The following is a 20,321-nucleotide window of genomic DNA, read 5'->3' as shown; positions in this document are numbered from 1 at the left end:
CCGGCGTGCGTGTCGGCGGAACGCGGCGGCCGCTCGCGCCGATTGTCCGGGACCTGTCCTGCCTGTCCTAGTCGCGCGGTGCGGACGACATGGGACGACCGGAGCCGGCCGAGGATGCCGCCGGGGGCGGTTCGGGGGACCGCCGGTCCGGGTGCGCCGGGCGCCGGGAGGCGAACCGGGGCAGGGCCGGCGGGGCGAGGAAGCCCTCCGCGCGGGCCGCCGCGATGCCGATACGGGGAAGGTCTGCGCTCTTCTCGAACAGGAGATAGCGAGGCTCCCAGACCGGCCGGTACTTGGCGTTGGCCCGGTAGAGCGATTCGAGCTGCCACCAGCGCGAGAGGAACGTCAGCAGCGAACACCACAGCCGCAGCACGGGTCCCGCGCCCAGCCGGGTACCGCGTTCGAAGACGGACCGGAACATCGCGAAGTTCAGGGAGATCCGCTCGACGCCGAACTCCTCGGCTCGCAGCAGCAGTTCGATCACCATGAACTCCATGAGCCCGTTGTCGGAGTTCCGGTCGCGGCGCATCAGGTCCAGTGAGAGCCCCCGCTCACCCCACGGCACGAAGCTCAGCACGGCCCGGGGCTCGCCTTCGCTGTCGTGGCACTCCAGCATCAGGCACCGTCCGTCGGCGGGGTCTCCCAATCGGCCGAGCGCCATGGAGAAGCCGCGTTCGGTAGCTCCGTCGCGCCACTGGTCCGCCTTGTCGGTCACAGCGGCCATCTCGGCTTCGGGGATGTCCTCGTGCCGTCGTACGCGGACCGTGTAACCGGCGCGCCGGATCCGCTTGTGCGCCTGTCGGACGCCCCGCATGGCGCGTCCCTCCAGGGTGAAGTCGGACCGGTCCACGATGGCTTCGTCGCCGAGCTCCAGGGCGTCCAGGCCATGCCGGGCGTAGACGGTCCCGGCCTCCTCGCCGGCGCCCATCACGGCGGGTGTCCACGCGTGCCGCCGTGCCTCCCGCAGCCACGCCTCGATCGCGCCGGGCCAGGCCTCCGGGTCGCCGATGGGATCGCCGGAGGCGAGGGTCACGCCGCCGCCGACGCCGTACGCGATGGCCGCCTTGCCGCTCGGGGACCAGATGACGGCCTTGTCGCGGCGCAGGGCGAAGTAGCCGAGCGAGTCGCGCTCCCCGTGCCGGGCCAGCAGGGCTCGAAGCCGGGTCTCGTCCTCCTCGCCGAGGAGTTCGAGACCGCGCGGCGAACGGAAGCACGCGTAGAGCACCAGCAGGAACGTGGCGGCCACCAGGGCGTTGACGAGGATGTCGACCCAGCGCGGGGCGACGACGCTGTCGAACCGGTCGGCGAGCGGGCCGACGCTGATGCCACGCAGCAGGGTGTACGCGATCCGGTCGCTCAGCGGTGTTCCCGTGACGCGGTTGGTGGCGCTGACGAGCAGGGTGCCGAGGGTGGCGCTGACGACCAGACCGCCCGCGCCGACGGCCAGCGCGAGACGGGGATTCGAGCGGTCCCCGACGGCCTGGAACTCCTTGCGCCCCAGCAGGAGGGCGAGGACGAACAGGGCGGTGAGCAGGACCGAGATCCAGTTGAAGACGTGCTGTTGGTAGCGCTCCTGGGTCAGCGCCGCGGTGTAGAGCGCCAGGAGCGGTCCGGCGAGCAGCAGGTTGAAGATCCAGGCGGCTCGTTTGCGGCGCCGCATCACGAGCGCGAGAAACAGGGCCAGCGCCGCCGAGATCAGCCCGGCGGTGGCCAGATAGGGCGTGAAGAACTCGCCTCCGTTGTGTTCGTGCACCTCTTCGCGGAAGGGCAGCGAGATCACGGCGACGATGTTGAGGACGGCGAGCAGCCGCAGATACCAGACCGTGAACGCGGCGGCTCGTGGCCGGATTCCGTCCCCTGCTCGTGCGGACCTGGCCCCGCGGCGCGGGCTCGCGTTCCGCTGTTCCGGGATGAGCACTGACTGTTGTACGGACACCGTGGAGCATCACCTTGGGGAGAGGCCGGGAGAACCGGTGGGGACAGAGGCCGGAACACTACATCTTGTAGGGAAGAGAGAGGTTATGGCCAGTCAGAGGCGGGGTGAAGAGGTAAGGAGGTGTTGAGAATGCGGGGAGCGGGTCCGCGTCGGGCCGGCCCGACGGACGTCGTTCGGCGCCGACTGCGGGCCGCGGCTCGGTCTTGGCGATGGCCGGGCCGGTGCTGGCGGGGGAGAGCCGGTCTCGGCAGGGGGCAACCGGTCTTGGCAGGGAGAGCTGGTTCGGCAGACGAGGGCTGGTGCCGGCGGGGGTGAGCTGGTGTGGGCAGGGGTGAGCCCGGTGGCTCCATGACGCTCGTCCCTCTCGACGGCGCCAGTCGCGGTTCCTCAGCGGTGGCGCGAGACGCCCTGGTCGCCGCCGGAGCTTCCGAACGGTCCGCCCGGACGCGGCTTTCCGTCGTCGCAGAGCGGGCGGTCGCGCGTGGTCGCCCACCACAGGAGGTCACCGAGCGCCGCGCCCGCCGAGACCAGGGCCGTGATCACCCCGGCCATGGTCAGTCCGTCGCCGAGGTGCGGGCGGCCGTGCAGCGCGTGCGCGTCGAAGCCGCACAGGTGGTAGACGCCCAGCGCGGCGACCCCGAGGCTCGGTACGAGCAGTGCCAGCACGGACGCCGGTCCGCGTGCCGCGCGCCCGGTGTCGCGATCCTTCACGGGCTCCCCCTGCCGTACGACGCTCACCGCCGGGACCCTACAGTACGTAGGGTCTTGCTGTCCTGGCCGTGCTTCCACGGTGCTGCGGCGACTACCCCGGACGACGGCCGCCATGCGGGGCAGGGGTGCCCGGACCGCGTGATCCGGATCACGGGTGCGCCCCCCGTCCCGCGCCCGCGGATTTCCGTACCCGTTCATGACGTCCGGGCCCCGGATGCGAGGATGAGGCCGTCATGACTGCCGGGTGGTGTACGCGCATGCTGCGGGCCGTGATGTTCGCGGCCGTCTGTGTGGTGCTCGCCGCCCTCGGTCACGTGATGATGTCCGGCTCTCCGGTGGCCTGGTGGGCGCTGGCGGGCGCGGGAACGGGGACGGCCGGAGCGGGCTGGTGCCTGGCCGGGCGTGAGCGCGGCCTTCCGTTCGTCGTGTCCGTCGTGGTGCTCGCCCAGGGCGCCCTCCACAGCGCGTTCTCGATGGCCCAGTCCCTCGCGTTCGCCGCGGACGCGGGTACGGGCTCGGGTGCCGGACCGGCTCGATCCGGCAGGGGCGCCATGGGCGTCATGGACGGCATGTCGATGGACGCCATGGGCTCGATGGACATGAGCTCGATGGACGTCATGGGTATCGGGTCCATGGGCATGGGCTCCACGGGTTCCCTGACCATGGATTCCGGGACCATGGGGTCAGGGACCATGGCGCATCTGTTCCCCTGGGGAGCCGACGCGGGCTCGCCCTCGTCGTTCGGCATGTTCGCCGCCCACCTGCTCGCGGCCCTGCTGTGCGGCCTCTGGCTCGCGCACGGCGAGCGCGCCGCGTTCCGTGTCCTGCGGGCAGTGGCCGGCCGACTGGCCGCGCCCCTGAGGCTGTTGCTCGCCCTCCCGGTGCCGCCGTACAGGCCGACACCGCGGGTGCGCCGACGCTCGTCGGACCGCGCCCCGCGCCTTCTCCTTCTCGTTCACGCGATCACTTCCCGGGGTCCGCCCGTGGGGACCGCTGTCGCCTGAGACAGCCCGCTCCCCGAAGCGCCACCTGTGCGCTTCGGGCACCGGTCGTACCTCCTGTACGGCCGCACCCCACCACCGGACCCATGGGCCTCGCGCCCGTCCGGATCACGGATGACCCGAGAAGGACACCTGGTGATCACTCCTGCCCTGCCTGTTTCCCGCCCCGGACACGAGAGGCGGAACGAAGACGGCCGAGCGGTGTCGGCCGACGAGTCGGCGACCGCCTGGGCACTGGCCGCCCGCGCCGGTGACCCGGTCGCCGTCGAGCGCTTCGTCCGCGCGCTGCACCGCGATGTCGTGCGCTATGTCGCCCATCTGTCCGCCGATCCACAGGCCGCCGAAGACCTCGCCCAGGACACGTTCCTGCGGGCGCTGGGCAGTCTGCACCGGTTCGAGGGGCGCTCGTCGGCGCGGACCTGGCTGCTGTCCATCGCCCGTCGAGCGGTGATCGACAGCCTGCGGTACGCCGCCGTCCGGCCACGGTCGACAGGTACCGGGGACTGGCAGACCGCGGTGGAACACGCGCAGCCGACCGGTCTGCCAGGCTTCGACGACGGCGTCGCCCTGCTCGAACTCCTGGCCGCGCTTCCGGGCGAGCGGCGCGAGGCGTTCGTCCTCACCCAGATGATGGGTCTGCCCTACGCGGACGCCGCCCTGGTCAGCGGCTGTCCTGTCGGAACGGTCCGCTCCCGCGTGGCACGGGCCCGCGCGACCCTGATCGCGCTGCTCGCCGAAGCGGAGGCGGAGGTGACGGCCGAGGTGACCGCCGACAGGGCCGCGCCGAGCGCCGCCTGACCGGGCGGGGCAGGGGCCGGCCTTCGGCACGGATGGTGGCGCGGCACGTCGACCACCCTCACCGAAGGCCGCCCCCGCTCCGCCGTCTCCGCGCCGGCCCCTGCCCCGCCGTCTCCGCGCCGGACGACGCCTACACGGACCGGTGGTACTGATCGGGCACGTGGACCTCGGCATCGAGTTCGTGTGCCGCGAGCCGGGCGAAGGACGGGTTGCGCAGCAACTCCCTTCCCAGCAGCACCGCGTCGGCCTCCCCGTTGGCGACGATCTTCTCGGCCTGCTCCACCCCGGTGATGAGACCGACGGCGGCGACGGCCAGCGGGGTCTCCCTCTTCACCCGTGCGGCGAACGGGACTTGATAGCCGGGGCCGACGGGAACGCGCACGCCGGAGGCGTTCCCGCCCGTGGTGACGTCGAGCAGGTCCACGCCGTGCTCGTGCAGCTCGGCGGCGAAGCGGACGGTGTCGTCCACGCTCCAGCCCGCGTCCTCCAGCCAGTCGGTCGCGGAGATGCGGAAGAAGAGCGGCTTGTCCTGCGGCCAGATCTCCCGTACGGCGTCGACGACTTCGAGGGCGAACCGGGTGCGGTTCTCGTACGAGCCGCCGTACGCGTCGGTGCGGTGGTTGGAGTGAGGGGAGAGGAACTCGTTGATGAGGTAGCCGTGGGCGCCGTGGATCTCGACGATCTCGAAGCCGGCCGCCAGGGCGCGGCGTGCCGCGTCGGCGAACTGGCCCACGATCTCCCGGATCCCGTCGACCGTCAGCTCGTCGGGAACCGGGTGCTTCTCGTCGAACGCGAGCGCGCTCGGGGCGAGCGCCCGCCAGCCGTGGGCGTCCGGGCCGACGGGGGCGCCGCCCTTCCAGGGGCGGTCGGTCGAGGCCTTGCGGCCACCGTGGCCGAGCTGCACGGCCGGCACCGTTCCCTGCGCGGAGAGGAAGCGCGTGATGCGACGGAAGGCCTCGACCTGGGTGTCGTTCCAGATGCCCAGGTCGTACGGGGAGATCCGGCCCTCGGGCGAGACGGCGGTCGCCTCGACGATGACCAGTCCCGTCCCTCCGGTGGCGCGGGCCGCGTAGTGGGCGAAGTGCCAGTCGTGCGGGGCGCCCGCCGAGGGGCCCTCGGGCGCGGCCGAGTACTGGCACATCGGGGGCATCCACACCCGGTTGGGGATGGTGACTTCGCGCAGGACGCAGGGCTCGAAGAGAGCGCTCACGACCGACTCCATTCGTGGCGGGACCGGTGTATGCCTCGTACGATAGGCCTCGTAGTACGGCGAGTGTCAAACTACGACGTCTCTCGTACAATGGCGGTGTCGGGTGAAGCCGCCGGACGATGCCGAAGGTGACGGGGCGAAGGCCGAGGTCCCCGGACGAAGTGGAGCCGCCGTGACGACCGCCGCCACCACCCCGAGCGGCCGTGATCTGCCGCATCCCGCCCGTGAGGAGATCCGGCTGGAGTCGGTGCTGCACGCGCTGTCCGACCCCATGCGGCTCCAGATCGTCCGTGAGCTCGCCGCCGAAGGCCGTGAACTCTCCTGCTCGGACTTCGTCCTGCCGGTCACCAAGTCCACGACGACGCACCACTTCCGGGTGCTCCGTGAGAGCGGGGTCGTCCGTCAGGTCTACCGCGGGACGGCGAAGCTCAACGGCCTGCGGGCGGACGACCTCGACGCACTCTTCCCCGGACTCCTCGGCCGTGTCCTGGAAGCCGCCGCACAACAGGCCGCGCGCCCGGCGCCGTGACGTCTCACGGCGCCCGCTTCCGCTGCCTCGCGGAGCCGCTTCCGCTGCCTCCGGGTTCCGGGCAAAAGAAAAGGCAAGGGGGAAAGTCATCCCTTGCCACTCTCAACTTATAGCGCACCAGGGGGCTTGCGGCAAGGCCCCGGTGGTCCCGCAGAATCACTGGCCGAAGCCAGAACCTGCGGAAAGTTGACATGAGCCCTCTGACCACCAGCGCGTTCCGCCTTCCCGGCCGGCTCTCCGCCAAGGCGGACCCGGCACTGACCGCCGGAGACGAGCGGCACTTCGCGGCCGTCGCGGAGAGCCTCGAACGCGCGATCGGTGAACTGTCGGACCGCCTCGACGCCGAGCGCAGGGCGCCCGGCGGCCTCGGCCGCGAGGCGATGGAACGAGATCTGGAGATCCACCGGCTGACCGGCCGGCTCCGCGCTCTGCGCCGCTTCGGACTCGACCTGTGCCTTGGACACATCGTCGCCGCGGACGGCTCGGGACCCGTGTACATCGGACGTCTCGGCCTCACCGACAGCGAGGGCCGCCGACTGCTCACCGACTGGCGCTCTCCCGCCGCCGAGCCGTTCTTCGCCGCGACCCACGCCCATCCGATGGGCCTGGCGAGCCGCCGCAGGTATCGCTGGACCGGCGGCCGGATCAGTGACTACTGGGACGAGGTGTTCACCGCCGACGGGCTGGAGCGGCACGCCGCGCTCGACGACCAGTCCGCCTTCATCGCCGGTCTCGGCGGCAGCCGGTCGGCGCGGATGCGGGACGTGCTCGCCACCATCCAGGCCGACCAGGACGCCGTCATCCGCGCGGGATCGCGCGGCGCTCTCGTCGTCGACGGCGGTCCGGGCACGGGCAAGACGGTCGTCGCACTGCACCGTTCCGCCTACCTCCTCTACTCCGACCCCCGGCTCGGCCACCGACGCGGCGGCGTGCTGTTCGTCGGTCCGCACCAGCCCTATCTGGCCTACGTCGCCGACGTCCTGCCCAGCCTCGGCGAAGAGGGCGTACAGACCTGCACCCTGCGCGACCTCGTCGCCGAGGGGTCCGGAGCGACGGTCGAGCCCGACCCGGACGTGGCCCTCCTGAAGTCGTCCGCGGACATGGTGAAGGCGATCGAGACGGCCGTCAGGTTCTACGAGGAGCCGCCTGCCCGGGGGATGACGGTCACGACCCCGTGGGCCGACGTCCGGCTGAGCGCCGACGACTGGGCCGAGGCGTTCGAGGCGGCGGAACCGGGCACCCCGCACAACGAGGCACGCGACCAGGTCCGGGAGGCGCTGCTCGCGATCCTGACGGACAAGCACGACGAGGGCGTCCCGCCCGAACTGCTGCGCAGGTCGCTGCTGCACGACCAGGAACTCGTCGGCACCCTCGACCGCGCCTGGCCGCTGCTCGACGCGGCCGACCTCGTCGCGGACCTGTGGTCCGTACCCGCCTACCTGCGGTTGTGCGCCCCGTGGCTCGGCCCCGACGACGTCCGCAGACTCCAGCGTCCGGACGCCCAGGCGTGGACGGTGTCCGACCTGCCCATCCTGGACGCGGCACGGCAGCGGCTCGGCGACCCGGAGACGTCCCTGCGAAGGCGCCGCCACGAGGCCTCCGCGGCCGCGGAACGCGAGCGCATGTCAGGCGTCATCGACAACGTGCTCGCGGCCGACGACGACGGCGAGGGCGCGGTGACGATGCTGCGCGGACAGGACCTGCGGGACAGCCTGATCGACGAGGGCGGACTGCCCGTCGCCGAACCGGACCTGCTCGCCGGGCCGTTCGCGCACATCGTCGTCGACGAGGCCCAGGAACTGACCGACGCGGAATGGCAGATGCTGCTCCTGCGCTGTCCTTCCCGGAGCTTCACCATCGTCGGGGACCGCGCCCAGGCCAGGCACGGTTTCGCCGAGTCCTGGCAGGAACGGCTCGGGCGGGTCGGACTCGACCGGATCGACGTGGCCTCGCTGACCATCAACTACCGGACGCCCGAAGAGGTCATGACGGAGGCCGAGTCCGTCATCCGGGCCGCGCTTCCGGACGCCAACGTGCCCACCTCCGTGCGCAGTTCCGGCATCCCCGTGGTCCACGGCTCCGTCGCGGACCTGGAGTCGGTGCTCGACACCTGGCTGCTCGAACACGCCGAGGGGATCGCCTGCGTCATCGGCGATCCCGCGTTCCGGGCGACCTCCCGGATCCGTTCGCTGACACCGGAGTTGTCGAAGGGGCTCGAATTCGATCTGGTCGTCCTCGTCGACCCGGAGAAGTTCGGCACGGGCGTGGAAGGCACGGTCGACCGCTATGTCGCGATGACCCGGGCGACGCAGCGACTCGTCATCCTCACGAGTACCTGACGCCAGCGGACACGGTGCCGGCGGACAGGTGCAGGCGGGCACGGGTGCCGACGCGTCTCGGGCCGGCGCGGGCGGTGGAGGCGCGGGGTGTGGCTGATGCCGTGCCCCGCGGTACCCGCCCGCTGCCGGGACGCGTCACGCCCCCGCGACGGCGGCCGGCCCCCAGCCGTTCGTGCCGACGTCAGAATCCGGCCATTCGTCCCGACGTCAGAACCCGACCATTCGTGCCCTCGTGAAGACACGTGCGTCCGCGGTCGTGAGGAGCCGCCGTCCGTGCGGTCGTCGGGAGTCGGCCGTACACGCTGTTGTCGGGAATCGGCCGCACGGCGAGCCGCCGGAAGGCGTCCACCCGGGCCGCGTCAGAACCCGGACGTTCGTGCCGCCGTCCAGAGTGCGTCCCAGTCTGGGAGCTTGACCACCTCGCGGCCCAGCCGTGCTCCCAGCTCCGCCTCGGCTCGCTCGATCGCCTGCCATCCGGCCCATTCGACCGGCCGTATCCCCTCGGTCCGCAGCGCCGCGAGCGGATCATCGGCGGCCTCTCGCCTCACGAGGCCGGGGGCGTCCTCCAGCAGGGAGGTCACCGTCTCCTTCGCGCACGGGCGATTGGTCCCGATGACACCGGTCGGGCCCCGCTTGATCCAGCCCGCCACATACTCGCCCGGCGAGACGACGCCGTCCCGCAGGACCCGTCCCGCCCGCTGCGGAACCGTGCCACGGTCGGCGTCGAACGGCAGTCCGTCCAGCGGCACCCCCCGATAACCCACCGAACGCAATACCAACTGGGCCTCGATCTCCTCGAACCGGCCGGTTCCCGTCACCCCGCCCGCCCCGTCAGGCACCGTCCGCTCGAAACGCACCGCGCCCACCCGGCCGCCGTCGGCGAGGAGCCCGACGGGCCGCAGGAAGAACCGCGGGCGGATGAGACGCGGCCGGCCCTGCGGCGCCGCCGCCGCCCAGCCCCGCAGGACCTCCACGTTGCGGCGCTGCGCGGCAGGCAGCCCCGACGGATCGAGGTAGGCCGGATCGAGCGCCAGCTCCGCCTCGTCCACGCTGATGTCCGCCTCCGGCAGGCCGCCGAGCTCGCGCAGTTCCTTCGTGGTGAAGCGGGCCTGCGACGGTCCGCGCCGCCCGACCATGCTGATCTCGGTGACCTCGCTGGCGGCCAGCGCGCCGAGCGCCGCCTGCGGTATGTCGGTGGGGCTCAGTTCGGGCGCGGTGCGGGCGAGGATCCGGGTCACGTCGACGGCGACGTTCCCGACACCGATGACGACGGCCGAGCGTGCGCCGGCCACGAAAGCGCCGGCCGCGGCGTCGGGATGCGCGCTGTACCAGGAGACGAACTCGGTCGCCGACCAGCTGCCGGGCAGATCCTCGCCGGGCACGCCGAGATGCCGGTCGGTGGAGGCGCCGACGCAGTACACGACCGCGTGGTACAGCTCCCGCAGCCGTGCCACCGGCACTCCGCGGGGTCCCACCTCGACGCCGCCGAGGAAGCGCACCCGTTCGTCCTCCAGGACGGTCCGCAGATTGTTCTGGAGCGACTTGATCTTCTCGTGGTCGGGTGCCACGCCGTAGCGCACCAGCCCGTACGGGCAGGGCAACCGGTCCAGGACATCGACGCGGACGTCGGGAGGTCCGCTCCGCTGGACAAGACCCTGTGCGCTGTAGACCCCGCTGGGCCCCGAACCGACGACGGCGACACGCAGCACTGCGGAACTCCTTACCCGAGGGATCAGGAAGATCGCTGACAGGACATCGCTGGTGCTCCCAGGATCGCACCACCCGGTGCTCCGCTGACAGGGTGCGGACCGTGCCGGTCGCGCGCGTGTCCGTTCGAGGGAATGTGATGATGCGGTTACGTTCCGTTTTGTGCTAGACGCATCGTTCCTCAATCTGTCCGACCGCTGCCGCGCGGACGGCGACGTGTCCGTGTGGCCCGCCTGGGAAGTGCGGGAGTCCGCGTCGGGCGTCACGTCCTGGTTCAACGTCCGGCTGGCCTTCACCGACGGTGCCCGAGTCGATCTGCTCGCCGTGCTGTCGGAGGAGGCCCTCTCCATCGAGGACGTACGAGCCGAGCCGCCCCTCTCGCTGGACGACCTGGCGGTGGTCGCCGAGTGGATCGAGGAGCCACTGTCCGAGGCGTGCCGCGGCCGCCTCGGCTCCGGCCACGACCAGGACCGGGAGAGTCAGGCCCGGCGCGCCCGCCCCGCCTGGCCGCGTGGTGTCGAGGGCAGGATGCTGGTTGCGGAGGAGTACCGGGCGGCGCAGAAGGAGGGCGCGGACCCCGTGCTCGCCGTCATGGACGCCACCGGCCACAGCCGCCGCAAGTCCCTGAGACTGATCGCCGGGGCGCGGGACGCGGGGTTCCTGACACCTCGTCACGCCCGCCGCTGACCCCCGGGAGCGGACGCCCGCTCGCGCTTCCCTCGCGCGAGCCCGGCGTCCGGACCCGGCGGCACACCGCGCTCGCCCCCCCGCGGCCCGGCTACCTGGACGGACCGGCCTAGGGCTCCGGATCGGTCGCGAAGAAGCGGGACAGATCCGTCGCGCGGGGGCCGTCCGACGCCTCGGCGTCCGGCGGCACCCCCATCTCCCAGTCCAGCCGGTAGCGCTTGAAGAGTTCGGCCCGCAGCACCGGGACCTTCATCGGCACACCCGGCACCAGCGCCGCGTAGACCGCGCCCATGAGCAGGGCGCGCAGCATCGGGTAGTCGGCCGAGACCTGCTGCGACCCGTAGCGTGCCACGGTGTCCCCGAGCACCTCGGAGAGCCGCATCTGTTCGGGGCACTGGACGAAACCCTCGGCCTGGAGCAGCCCGGCCATGTGCTGCCGCATCAGCACCGGCTGATCCCGGGTCAGGCCCAGGATCGCGTCGATGACCCGCGCCATCCGCTCCCGGCCGTCCTCGCTGCGCGGTTCGCGTTCGAGGGCTTCCTCCAGGGTGCGATGCATCAGCCGGTGCACCGCGGACTGCAGGAGCTGGCGTTTGCCGGGGAAGTAGTACGAGACGAGTCCACGCGCCGATCCCGCGCGATCCGCGATGTCCCCGAGCGTCGTGGCGTCGTAACCACGCTCGCTCACCAGCTCGACCGAGGCTTGCAGCAAACGTTCCCGGGAACGCCGCCGCAACTCTTCATTGACCGAGGGGCTTCGCGGGGACATGCTGTAACTCCTGCGTTGACTGGCTGCCAGCCAACTATACTCAACGCGTTCGGATCCAGACCCTTCGCGGGTCGGTTCCGGGCTGCCGCCGACCTGGGGCGACGCGGGGGATCGCCTCAGGTCGGACGTGCGGCAGCGAGCGCCGGGGGAGTGCTGTTCGCTCCGCGGCCGTCCACGGGCTTCACGGACCGTGGTTCCCCGTACCGGGCGTCTCGCCCATGACGCCCTGATGCGGGCGCCGGTGCGCGGAGCGGTAGGCGCGTCGCCAGTTGGTGACCATGTACCAGCCGACCGACAGGCTCAGCAGCACATTGCCGACGAGGGTCTCCCTGTCGTCGCTGCGAACCGTGTTGAGGAGACCGGCGGCGGTGACACAGGTGAGGAAGCCGGCGAGGAGGATCCAGAGCGCTGTCTTCATTACGGACCTCGGGACTGTATGACGGGGGCGCCAACTTAGCCACGGATCCCGAATTGCGAGGCGTTTGGCCTGTGTTGGCCAAAACTTGACCACATCGGCCCGCCTGGGGCCAGAAGCCACCAGTCTGACGAACGGTGCCCGGGCCCGCGGGTGTCCGGAGCCCGTGGCGCCGGTACGTCAGTCCGTGTCCACCAGGTCGAGCACCGGCCGCAGTCCGTCCGGGCGGTCCGTCGCCGGCAGGTGGTCGACGAAATGCAAGGCGCAGCCCAGAGCCGCAGCACCGCCGTCCGCCGTGCGGTCGTCGCCGACCATCAGGGTGTTCCCCGGGGCGATGCCGAGTTCGGCGCAGGCGGTCGCGAAGAGCCGCGGATCCGGTTTCTGGACGCCGTGCTCGTACGACAGGACATAGGTTCCGACGAACGGGTCGAGGCCGTGTTCGCGGAAGACGGGCCGCAGGTCCCAGCCGATGTTGCTGACCACCCCGACGGCGAGGCCCCGCTCGCGGAGCGCGCCGAGCACCTCGGCGGCGTCGGGGTAGGGCTTCCAGGCGGCCGGTCGCATCTGGCGCTCGTACAGCGCGTCGTGCAGCGCGGGATCGGGCAGCGGCACCTGCCGGGACAGACCGGTGAACGCCGCTCTGTGCTGCTCGGCACCGCGGTCGCGGTTCTCCCACAGGGCGACGAGGTGATCCGGCACCGGCCGCGCCGGGCGGGCTCCGCCCGCGAGCGCGCCCGCCGCCTCCAGGGCGCGCGCCTTCTCGGCCAACTCCGGCTCCGGGAGCGGGTGACCGGTCTCCGCGAGCACCGCGCGCAGCCATGATTCCGTGTCCTCGACGCGGAAGAGGGTCCCGGAGAAATCGAAGAGCACACCGTTGAAGGTCATGCGGGAGATCTTTCGCGGGGTATCCCGCGGTGGTCAAGGAGCCCCGGTCCCGCGAACCCCGCACGGGAGTCCGAGGTGCCGCCGACCGGGCCGACGAACCCGGCGGAACGGACGGGGCCTAACCCAGTGCTCGCAGGCCCGGTACGAAGGCCACGAGGACCGGGACCACCGGTACCAGCGCGGCCGCCGCCGTCAGTTGCAGCCGACGGGCCGCCGTGAGCCGGTCCCGGGGGGTGAGGAGGCGGTCCACGCGCTGGGGGACATGGGTGCCCGGGGCCTGTCCGGGTCCGAACACGCCCCGGTCCTCGTTGAGTTCGACCAGGGCGAGAGCGATCGTGAGCCGGCCGAAGCGACGCGACGCCACGTCGTCGGCGGCGAGTTCGACCAGCCGGTGCATCTCGTCACGGAACGCGGCGAACACGGGAACCTGCGGGAACCCGTTGGCCAGAGCGGCCGAACAGTGCAGCAGCCAGTCGTGCCGCGCCCGCGCGTGTCCCTGCTCATGGGCCAGTACGGCATCGAGCTGACGTCCCTTGAGACGGCGCAACGCGGCGGTGGTGATGACCAGTTGGGGAGCCGTGCCGGGCAGCCACCAGGCGTCGGGGCGCTCTCCCTCCAGTACCACCAGACGATCTTCTCCGGATTCCTCGCCGGGCAACAGCGGGGACCGCACCAGGAGTTCGGACCGGCTCCGCCGACGGCGCAGCCGCGCCCGTACGATCTCGCGCGCCAGCATCGCCGCGGTCCAGGCGCCGCCGCACGCGAGTGCCACGGCCGTGGCGGCGGCCCAGGGTCCGCCGGCGCCCGGCGCGTAGGCGTCGACGACCGACGCCGGTGCGCCGCCGAAGACATGGCCGCGCACGGCCACCCAGGCGGCGGACGCGCTCAGCGTCATCGACAGGGCGCAGCACAGCAGCACGGCCGCCACCACGCACTGCCACACCCACAGGGCGACCACGGGTTCCCGGTCCGGCCAGTCGGCCCGTGCGAGCAGTCGCGGAGCGACCACGGAGGCAAGGGCGCCGAGCAGCAACAGTGCCGCGGGGACCATCATGGCCGAAGCCTATGAGCGGGGCCCGCCGCTGGATACGGTCAACGACTCCAAGTGACGTACGCCACGGGTTCGTACCGTGCCCGGACTCCCTCCCGGGCACCCCCGGCCTCGGAGCGTGACCGCGCGTCAGGGGTGCGGCCCCGGGTCTCCGGAAGCCGGAGCGTGACCGACGTCAGAGCGTGACGAGCATCGCCAGCATCGCGATCCCCATCGACAGGCGGCAGGCCTGGGAGAGTTCGGGGCGGTCGCCCCAGCCGACGGCGCGTGCCGTCGGGCCCGACGCTACGGCCGCCGGCAGGAGACGGACGCCCGAGCGGAGTACGTAGCCGGTGAAGTACAGCAGGAGCGCGCCGGTGAGGACGGGGGCGCCGGTGCCGCCGTGGACGTGGTGGGCCGGGGCGGTGGTCATCACCGCGGCCATGTAGACCATCGCGAGGGTGCCCATCAGATGGTGCAGATGGTGTCCGCCGCCGCGGGCCGTCAACAGCGCGCGCAGCGCGGCGACGCCGAAGACGGCCGCGCAGGCGAGCCAGGCCCAGCGCGGCGGCGTCACCACGGCCGCCGGTACGGCCATCGCGGCCATGCCGAACCCCATGAGCGCCTCGCCGCCCGCGGTGCGGCGCTGTTCCTCGACGGGGCTGCGCATGCGCAGCAGGCAGTAGGCCCCCGTCGCCGCGCACAGCGCGACGAGCAGCCAGCCGGGTGAAGCCGGTCCGTGCACCCGCGTACCTCCCCGCAAGACGATGTCGGACGCGCGACGCGGGACACGCGATGCCGGGCGGAGGGTGCCGGGCAGCGGTGCCGGACATCGGACGGTCGGTCAGGGCATGCCCCGGGCGATCGGTGCGCATACGGGCGCAGGGTTGTACACGGGGGAGCGTGCGGGAGTGCACCGCAGGTGGGAGCCGCTTCGAGAAACTATTTTACAGATAAAACACCTGCTAAGGTTATCGTCATGAGCAGTGCGCCCCCTCTCCGTCCCCCGCGCGTCCGGCGGCTTCCGCTGGCCGGCGTGCTGCGCCTCGGCAGGCCTTCCGACATCTGGTTCAAGCCCGCCCTGAGCGTCGTCGTCGCGGTCGCCCCGCCGAATCTGACGCTGCTGGCGCTCGGCCGGCTGGACCTGGCGATGTACACCATGGCCGGGTCCCTCTGCGCGCTCTACGCCCACAGCCGCCCGTACGCTGCACGGGCCCGAGTCCTCGCCTGGGTGGTCGCCGGAATGCTCGGCGGACTGGGCGTAGCGCTCGTCGCGGCCTCGCTCACCACGAACGCCGTCGCGCTGGTCACCGTCGGCGCGCTGCTGGCCGCCGCTCAGAAGGCCCTGTGCGACGCCACGCGCATCGGCCCGCCGGGGCATGTCGTCCTCGCCTTCATCTCCTCGGCGTCCCTGTTCGCACCGCAGAGTCTCGGCCAGGTGCCGGGCCACCTCGCGCTGGGCGCGGCGGCGGGAGTCTGGGCCTGGATCGTCGGCATGGCCCCCGGGCTCGTACGCCCGCACGGCCCGGAACGGCGTTCCACCGCGCACGCGCTGAACGCCGCCGCCGTGTCCGTCGGGGCCCCGGACGACGCCCGTGCCCGCGCCGCCGCGGCCGCCGCCGTGCACACCGCCTGGCAGTCGCTGCTGTCCACGGGAGCCCGTTCCGAGCCCCGACGCGCTCTCGAACGGCTCGTCGTACGGGCCGAGGTCGCGCTCGCCGCACCCTCCGGCACCGATGCCCGGCGGCTGCGCGGCTGGGCCCGCGAACTGTCCGGCACCGGACCCGTCCCGCGCCCCGACGGACTCGGCGACGCCGCGGACGAACTCCTCGGCGTCGAGGCCGCCCTCGCCTTCGGGGAACCGCCCCTGCTCGCCCGACTCGGCCCGCTCGCCCCCATCGCCCTGCGCACCGCGCTCGGCTGCGCCCTCGCCGGATACGCCGCGCTCGCGCTCGGCGTCGGCCGCCCCTACTGGGCCCTGGTCACCGCCGCCTCCCTCTACCAGGCCAACGTCACCCTGACCTGGAGCCGCGGCGTCCAGCGTGTGACCGGGAACCTCCTCGGCGTCGCGGCCTTCGCCGTCCTCCTCCCGCTCGCCCACGCCGGCCGGGCGGCCCTCGTGCTGTGCTGCCTCGCCCTGAACTTCGGCGCCGAGGCACTGATCGGCCGCAACTACTGGCTCGGCAGCGTCTGTGTCACCCCCATGGCCCTGCTGATCACCGAGTTCGCGCACTCCCAGCAGCCCGGAGAGCTGATGACCGACCGGGTCCTGGACACTCTCGTGGGCGCGCTGGTCGGCTTCCTCGCGGCCGTCGCCGTGACCAACAGGCGGGCCGGCGACCGTATCGAAGAGGCGCTCGCCGCAGTGGGGCGGGCCCAGGAACACGCCGCCGGACTGCTCGCCGAGGAGCGGCCCGAACCCGGCGCCCTGGAGTCGGCCCGCCGCGGTCTGTCCGCGGCCGTCGTGCACCTGCGCTCCGCCGCGGACGCCGCGTCGGGCGAATGGCGGAGGCGCGCCCTGCCGGAGGAGCGGGTGATGCGGGCCGAACAGGCCGGACATCGTACGCTCGCCGCGACGGTACGACGCCAGGGACTGCACTGCCGGGAGGGCGCACAGGCATGACGACAGCGGACGGGCGGAGAGCGGCGGACGGCGACCCGACGCCGGACGATGATCCGACGCCGGCCCCCGGTGACAAGGTGGTAGCCGACACGGTGGCGGCCGTCGTTCGTCAGTGGGAGAACGTGCGGCCCGATCTCGACACCGGGCCCATGGAGGTGATCGGGCGGGTCAACCGCTGTGCCGCGCTGCTTCAGCAGGCCGAGGACGCGCCGCTGCGCCGGGCCGGGCTCACCCGCCCCGAGTTCGATGTGCTCGGGACGCTGCGCCGCACCGGCCACGAGCTGACCCCCAGCGACATCGCCCGCGAGACCTTCTCCTCGGGTGCCGCCGTCACCAAGCGGCTCAAGCAGCTGACCGAACGCGGCCTCGTCGAGCGGCGCGGCGACACCCGTGACCGCCGCGTCGCACACGTCCGGCTGACCGAGGCCGGACGGGACCTGGTCGACTCCGTCCTTCCCGACCAACTCGCCTACGAGACCGGGGTCCTGTCCGGCATCGAGCGGGAACGTCAGCGTGAACTGGCGGGCCTCCTGGGCGAGTTGCTCGGGCAGTTGGAGGGCCGGCTGAGACTGCCGCGCGCCTGACGCCGACCGGAGGGGCCGTCGGTGCGGGGTCCTGGTTGCCGTGGCGGTCGGCCCCCGCGCGAGGCGTACCGCTTACTGCGGCTGTGTCGCGATCTGGATCAGGTTGCCGCAGGTGTCGTCGAAGACGGCGGTGGTGACAGGGCCCATCGCCAGGGGCTCCTGGGTGAAGCGAACACCGAGGGCGTGCAGTCGCTCGTACTCCGCCTCTACGTCGTCGACGGCGAACTGGGCGAGCGGGATGCCGTCCTTGACGAGCGCGTCGCGGTAGGGCTTGACGGCCGGGTGGCCGGCGGGCTCCAGGAGGAGTTCGGTGCCGCCGGGCTCGTCGGGCGAGACCACGGTCAGCCACCGGTGCTGCCCGCCCAGCGGGACGTCGTGCTTCTTCACGAACCCGAGGATCTCGGTGTAGAAGTGCTCGGCCTTGGCCTGGTCGTCGACGAAGACGCTGGTCAGATGGATCTTCATGGAGTGCTCTTCTCCGGTCCGGATGGGTCGGGCGTGGGCCATCGCTCGGCTATCTGCCGCAGCGGGGCTGTGTTCAGGTCGTGGAACTTGTAGCGGCCCTCGCGTCTGGTCTCGACGAGCCCGGCGGCCTCCAGCAGGGCGAGGTGCTGGGAGATGGCCTGGCGCGAGATGCCGAGCCGGTGCTTCATGCTCAGTCGCGAGCAGATCTCGAACAGCGTCTGTCCGGACTTCTCCGTGAGCTCGTCGAGGATGATGCGGCGGGTGGGGTCGGCCAGGGCTTTGAACAGGTCGTCGGCCACGACCACAGGATAGGCAAGTACTGACTTGCCTATCAAGCCGAGGGCTGCGGTCTGCGGGGCGGATCGTCTGTCAGCGGACGACTTCGAGGTTCGTCCCCACGAGTAATACGAGTAGGGCGCGCGGGAGGCGGGTCCGGCTCCGTCGAACGATCTACTCCGCGGACTGCCGCCCACGACCGGCGCGCGCACCCCGAGCACCGGTCACACAGTCCTTTGACCTGCGACTTCAAGGTGGCGGAGGCTCAGTGCTTCGCGCCCTCCGAGTAGAGGCCGAAGGCCGCGCCCTGTCTGTCCCGGGCGACGGCCAGGCGGCGGTGGCCGCCAGGCTGGGAGACGGGCTCCATCAGCAGGTGGCCGTCCGCCATGAGGACCGCGTTCGCCGTTTCGTCCACGTCCTCGACGGCGAAGTAGGGCAGCCAGTGCGAGGGCACCTCGTGCGCGAAGTTCTCGTCCATCGTGACCATGCCGCCGAAGTCGGCGCCGTCGACGCCCCACTGCGGGTAGTCCTCCGAAGGCCTCACGGTCCAGCCGAACACCGTCGTGTAGAACTCGGTCACCCGGTCCGGGGCCCGGGTCAGGAGTTCCACCCAGCCGAGCGCGCCGGGCGCGTTGAACAGCCCCGCACCGGGGAAGGCCCGCGCCTGCCACATCTGGAACACGGCGCCGCCCGGGTCGAAGGCGACCGCGAAACGGCCCACGTCCAGCACGTCCATCGGGGCCAGGGCGAGGGTTCCGCCGGCGGCCTGCACGGCCGCCGCGGTCGCGTCCACGTCGGTGACGGCGAACGACACGTTCCAGGCGACGGGCTGCGACTCCTGGTAGATCGGGGTGATCGCCGCGACGGCCAGGTCCCCCAGGTGCGCGACGGTGTACCCGCCCGCCTCCTGGCGCGGGTCCGTCTCCGGGCGCCAGCCGAACAGGTCGGCGTAGAAGCGCTTGGCGCCCTCCAGGTCGTCGGTGCCGAGCTCCGTCCAGCAGGGTCCGCCGGGCACCGGCCTGTCGAGCTTCATGACGTTCCTTCCGCAGCGGACCCCCTCAGCACGCTAATCCTGCGGTGCGGCACCGGCCATCCGGACGCCGGTTCCGGATGCCGGTTCCGGATGCCGCGACGGACCGGTGGCTCGTCCCCGTGTGCCGGGCACGCGCCGGGAACCCCTGGCCCGTACACCGGTGGTGCGGGACGAGCCGCGGGTCCGGCGGGCCCGTTCGGCCGGCCGGGGACTCAGGGCCGGTAGCGCAGCGGATGATCGGCCGGGATCTCGACGATCACGATCTCGGTCCCGTCCGGGTCCGCGATCCACATCTCGATCAGCCCCCACGGCTCCCGCACCGGCCCCCGCAGCACCTCGACACCGGCGGCCGTCAGCTCCTCGTGGGCCGCCGCCATGTCCGCGACCTGGAGCCACAGCTTGAGCGCCGGGGAGGGCGGCGTCCCGGAGCGTCCGGCGACCTCCAGGAAGCCACCGCCGAGGAAGTACACGGTCCCGCGCTCGGGTCCCGTACCGAACTCGCGGTAGACGGCGAGGCCGAGCTGTTCACCGTAGAAGACGCGCGAGCGTTCCGGGTCGCTCGGACGCAGAAGAGTCCGGCTGCTCAGTACATGCACCATGCGCCCGGAGCCTACGGCCTGTGTGGGGTGTGCACATTGCCGTGGTGCCGTCCGGGGCACGGCGGCATCCCCCGCGACCGGCAGGCCGGACGGTCCCGAGGGGCGCGTTACGCTCGGGCGTGCCCAGCCGCGTCACCGATCGGAGAACCACCGCCATGGAAACCGCCGCCGCCACCGCACTGACCTTCCGCGACGCCGTCGACAGCGATGTGGACGCCCTGGTCGCGCTGATCCAATCGGCGTACCGAGGGGACTCCAGCCGGGCCGGCTGGACCACGGAAGCGGACATCCTGGCAGGTCAGCGCATCGACGCCGAGGGGATCCGCGCCGTCGTCGAGGCACCCGGCAGCCGGCTCCTGACCGTGGAGCGGGACGGCGCGCTCGTCGCCTGCTGCCAGTTGGAGCACCGCGGCGACCACGCGTACTTCGGCATGTTCGCGGTCAGCCCCGCGCTCCAGGGCGGCGGGCTCGGCAAGGTGATCATCGCCGAGGCGGAGCGGACCGTCCGCGAGGTGTGGGGTGCCACGGAGATGCACATGACCGTGATCTCCGTACGCGAGGACCTCATCGCCTGGTACGAGCGGCGCGGTTACGGCCGTACCGGACAGATGACGCCCTTCCCTTACGGCGACGAGCGCTTCGGTGTTCCCCAGCGCGACGACCTGTGCTTCGAACTGCTGGTCAAGCCGCTCTTCTAGGACCTGTCCGGGCCCGGGCCGCTCGG

Annotated in this window: 21 protein-coding genes; 8 read left to right on the top strand and 13 right to left on the bottom strand. The window is 72.2% G+C overall.

What is annotated here, in order from left to right:
- Nucleotides 1-67: 67 nt before the first annotated feature.
- Together OG485_RS07895 and OG485_RS07890 are read right to left on the bottom strand one after the other, a co-directional pair.
- Complete coding sequence (locus tag OG485_RS07895) at nucleotides 68-1,936, bottom strand: phosphatidylglycerol lysyltransferase domain-containing protein (protein WP_443048670.1); 1,869 nt, start codon at nucleotides 1,934-1,936, stop codon at nucleotides 68-70.
- 387 nt (nucleotides 1,937-2,323) lie between these two features.
- Nucleotides 2,324-2,674: a hypothetical protein gene (locus OG485_RS07890; protein WP_328665285.1), complete on the bottom strand. Its 351-nt coding sequence runs from the start codon at nucleotides 2,672-2,674 to the stop codon at nucleotides 2,324-2,326.
- A 206-nt stretch (nucleotides 2,675-2,880) separates the two neighbouring features.
- Between OG485_RS07890 and OG485_RS07885 the strand changes: the two genes are divergently transcribed.
- Together OG485_RS07885 and OG485_RS07880 are read left to right on the top strand one after the other, a co-directional pair.
- On the top strand, nucleotides 2,881-3,651 hold the full coding sequence (locus OG485_RS07885) for a hypothetical protein (RefSeq protein ID WP_328665283.1): 771 nt from the start codon (nucleotides 2,881-2,883) through the stop codon (nucleotides 3,649-3,651).
- Between the two features lie 132 nt (nucleotides 3,652-3,783).
- Entirely contained in the window at nucleotides 3,784-4,446 is a 663-nt protein-coding gene (locus OG485_RS07880; protein WP_328665281.1) for a sigma-70 family RNA polymerase sigma factor, read from the top strand.
- A gap of 130 nt (nucleotides 4,447-4,576) precedes the next feature.
- Here the strand turns inward: OG485_RS07880 and OG485_RS07875 are convergent, their stop codons facing one another.
- Entirely contained in the window at nucleotides 4,577-5,656 is a 1,080-nt protein-coding gene (locus tag OG485_RS07875) for an NADH:flavin oxidoreductase/NADH oxidase (RefSeq protein ID WP_328665279.1), read from the bottom strand.
- 172 nt (nucleotides 5,657-5,828) lie between these two features.
- Here OG485_RS07875 and OG485_RS07870 point away from each other — a divergent pair, with 172 nt between their 5' ends.
- The gene (locus tag OG485_RS07870; protein ID WP_328665277.1) at nucleotides 5,829-6,185 is read left to right on the top strand and encodes an ArsR/SmtB family transcription factor; all 357 of its coding nucleotides are present in this window, start codon (nucleotides 5,829-5,831) and stop codon (nucleotides 6,183-6,185) included.
- Between the two features lie 191 nt (nucleotides 6,186-6,376).
- Nucleotides 6,377-8,524, top strand: coding sequence for an RNA polymerase recycling motor ATPase HelR (helR, locus tag OG485_RS07865; protein ID WP_328665275.1), 2,148 nt, complete (start codon nucleotides 6,377-6,379; stop codon nucleotides 8,522-8,524).
- A 359-nt stretch (nucleotides 8,525-8,883) separates the two neighbouring features.
- Here the strand turns inward: helR and OG485_RS07860 are convergent, their stop codons facing one another.
- Nucleotides 8,884-10,233 (bottom strand): FAD-dependent oxidoreductase, encoded by a 1,350-nt coding sequence (locus tag OG485_RS07860; RefSeq protein ID WP_328665273.1) that lies wholly within the window; start codon nucleotides 10,231-10,233, stop codon nucleotides 8,884-8,886.
- A gap of 214 nt (nucleotides 10,234-10,447) precedes the next feature.
- Between OG485_RS07860 and OG485_RS07855 the strand changes: the two genes are divergently transcribed.
- Nucleotides 10,448-10,918, top strand: coding sequence for a DUF6214 family protein (locus OG485_RS07855; protein ID WP_328674273.1), 471 nt, complete (start codon nucleotides 10,448-10,450; stop codon nucleotides 10,916-10,918).
- A gap of 109 nt (nucleotides 10,919-11,027) precedes the next feature.
- Here OG485_RS07855 and OG485_RS07850 read toward each other — a convergent pair whose 3' ends face one another.
- The 5 genes from OG485_RS07850 to OG485_RS07830 all read right to left on the bottom strand — a co-directional run bounded on the left by OG485_RS07850 (nucleotide 11,028) and on the right by OG485_RS07830 (nucleotide 14,762).
- Complete coding sequence (locus OG485_RS07850; protein WP_328665271.1) at nucleotides 11,028-11,687, bottom strand: TetR/AcrR family transcriptional regulator; 660 nt, start codon at nucleotides 11,685-11,687, stop codon at nucleotides 11,028-11,030.
- 181 nt (nucleotides 11,688-11,868) lie between these two features.
- Nucleotides 11,869-12,105 (bottom strand): hypothetical protein, encoded by a 237-nt coding sequence (locus tag OG485_RS07845; RefSeq protein ID WP_328665269.1) that lies wholly within the window; start codon nucleotides 12,103-12,105, stop codon nucleotides 11,869-11,871.
- A gap of 177 nt (nucleotides 12,106-12,282) precedes the next feature.
- Entirely contained in the window at nucleotides 12,283-12,987 is a 705-nt protein-coding gene (locus tag OG485_RS07840; protein ID WP_328665266.1) for an HAD family hydrolase, read from the bottom strand.
- Nucleotides 12,988-13,105: 118 nt separating this feature from the next.
- Nucleotides 13,106-14,041, bottom strand: a complete 936-nt coding sequence (locus tag OG485_RS07835; RefSeq protein ID WP_328665264.1) for a M56 family metallopeptidase — start codon at nucleotides 14,039-14,041, stop codon at nucleotides 13,106-13,108.
- 172 nt (nucleotides 14,042-14,213) lie between these two features.
- Nucleotides 14,214-14,762 (bottom strand): DUF5134 domain-containing protein, encoded by a 549-nt coding sequence (locus tag OG485_RS07830; RefSeq protein WP_328665262.1) that lies wholly within the window; start codon nucleotides 14,760-14,762, stop codon nucleotides 14,214-14,216.
- A gap of 234 nt (nucleotides 14,763-14,996) precedes the next feature.
- Between OG485_RS07830 and OG485_RS07825 the strand changes: the two genes are divergently transcribed.
- Together OG485_RS07825 and OG485_RS07820 are read left to right on the top strand one after the other, a co-directional pair.
- Nucleotides 14,997-16,640 carry an FUSC family protein gene (locus tag OG485_RS07825; protein WP_328665260.1) on the top strand — a complete coding sequence of 548 codons (1,644 nt, stop codon included), beginning with the start codon at nucleotides 14,997-14,999 and terminating at the stop codon, nucleotides 16,638-16,640.
- Nucleotides 16,637-17,224, top strand: a complete 588-nt coding sequence (locus OG485_RS07820; RefSeq protein WP_328665258.1) for a MarR family winged helix-turn-helix transcriptional regulator — start codon at nucleotides 16,637-16,639, stop codon at nucleotides 17,222-17,224. Before OG485_RS07825 ends, OG485_RS07820 begins: the two co-directional genes overlap by 4 nt.
- A gap of 72 nt (nucleotides 17,225-17,296) precedes the next feature.
- Here OG485_RS07820 and OG485_RS07815 read toward each other — a convergent pair whose 3' ends face one another.
- From OG485_RS07815 to OG485_RS07800, 4 genes are all read right to left on the bottom strand, one after another.
- Nucleotides 17,297-17,689, bottom strand: a complete 393-nt coding sequence (locus tag OG485_RS07815) for a VOC family protein (protein WP_328665256.1) — start codon at nucleotides 17,687-17,689, stop codon at nucleotides 17,297-17,299.
- Complete coding sequence (locus tag OG485_RS07810; RefSeq protein WP_328665254.1) at nucleotides 17,686-17,988, bottom strand: ArsR/SmtB family transcription factor; 303 nt, start codon at nucleotides 17,986-17,988, stop codon at nucleotides 17,686-17,688. The genes OG485_RS07815 and OG485_RS07810 overlap by 4 nt, the downstream gene beginning before the upstream one ends.
- A gap of 242 nt (nucleotides 17,989-18,230) precedes the next feature.
- Nucleotides 18,231-18,998 (bottom strand): VOC family protein, encoded by a 768-nt coding sequence (locus OG485_RS07805; RefSeq protein WP_328665251.1) that lies wholly within the window; start codon nucleotides 18,996-18,998, stop codon nucleotides 18,231-18,233.
- Between the two features lie 212 nt (nucleotides 18,999-19,210).
- A complete protein-coding gene (locus OG485_RS07800) occupies nucleotides 19,211-19,597 on the bottom strand; it encodes a VOC family protein (RefSeq protein ID WP_328665249.1) in 387 nt (128 codons plus the stop codon).
- A 155-nt stretch (nucleotides 19,598-19,752) separates the two neighbouring features.
- Here OG485_RS07800 and OG485_RS07795 point away from each other — a divergent pair, with 155 nt between their 5' ends.
- Nucleotides 19,753-20,295 (top strand): GNAT family N-acetyltransferase, encoded by a 543-nt coding sequence (locus OG485_RS07795; protein ID WP_328665247.1) that lies wholly within the window; start codon nucleotides 19,753-19,755, stop codon nucleotides 20,293-20,295.
- The last annotated feature ends 26 nt before the right edge of the window (nucleotides 20,296-20,321 follow it).

This window comes from Streptomyces sp. NBC_00328 (genome assembly GCF_036139655.1).
Lineage (GTDB): Bacteria > Actinomycetota > Actinomycetes > Streptomycetales > Streptomycetaceae > Streptomyces.
The sequence above is the reverse complement of the archived record's forward strand: the minus strand, read 5'-3'. Positions and strand labels throughout refer to the sequence as shown.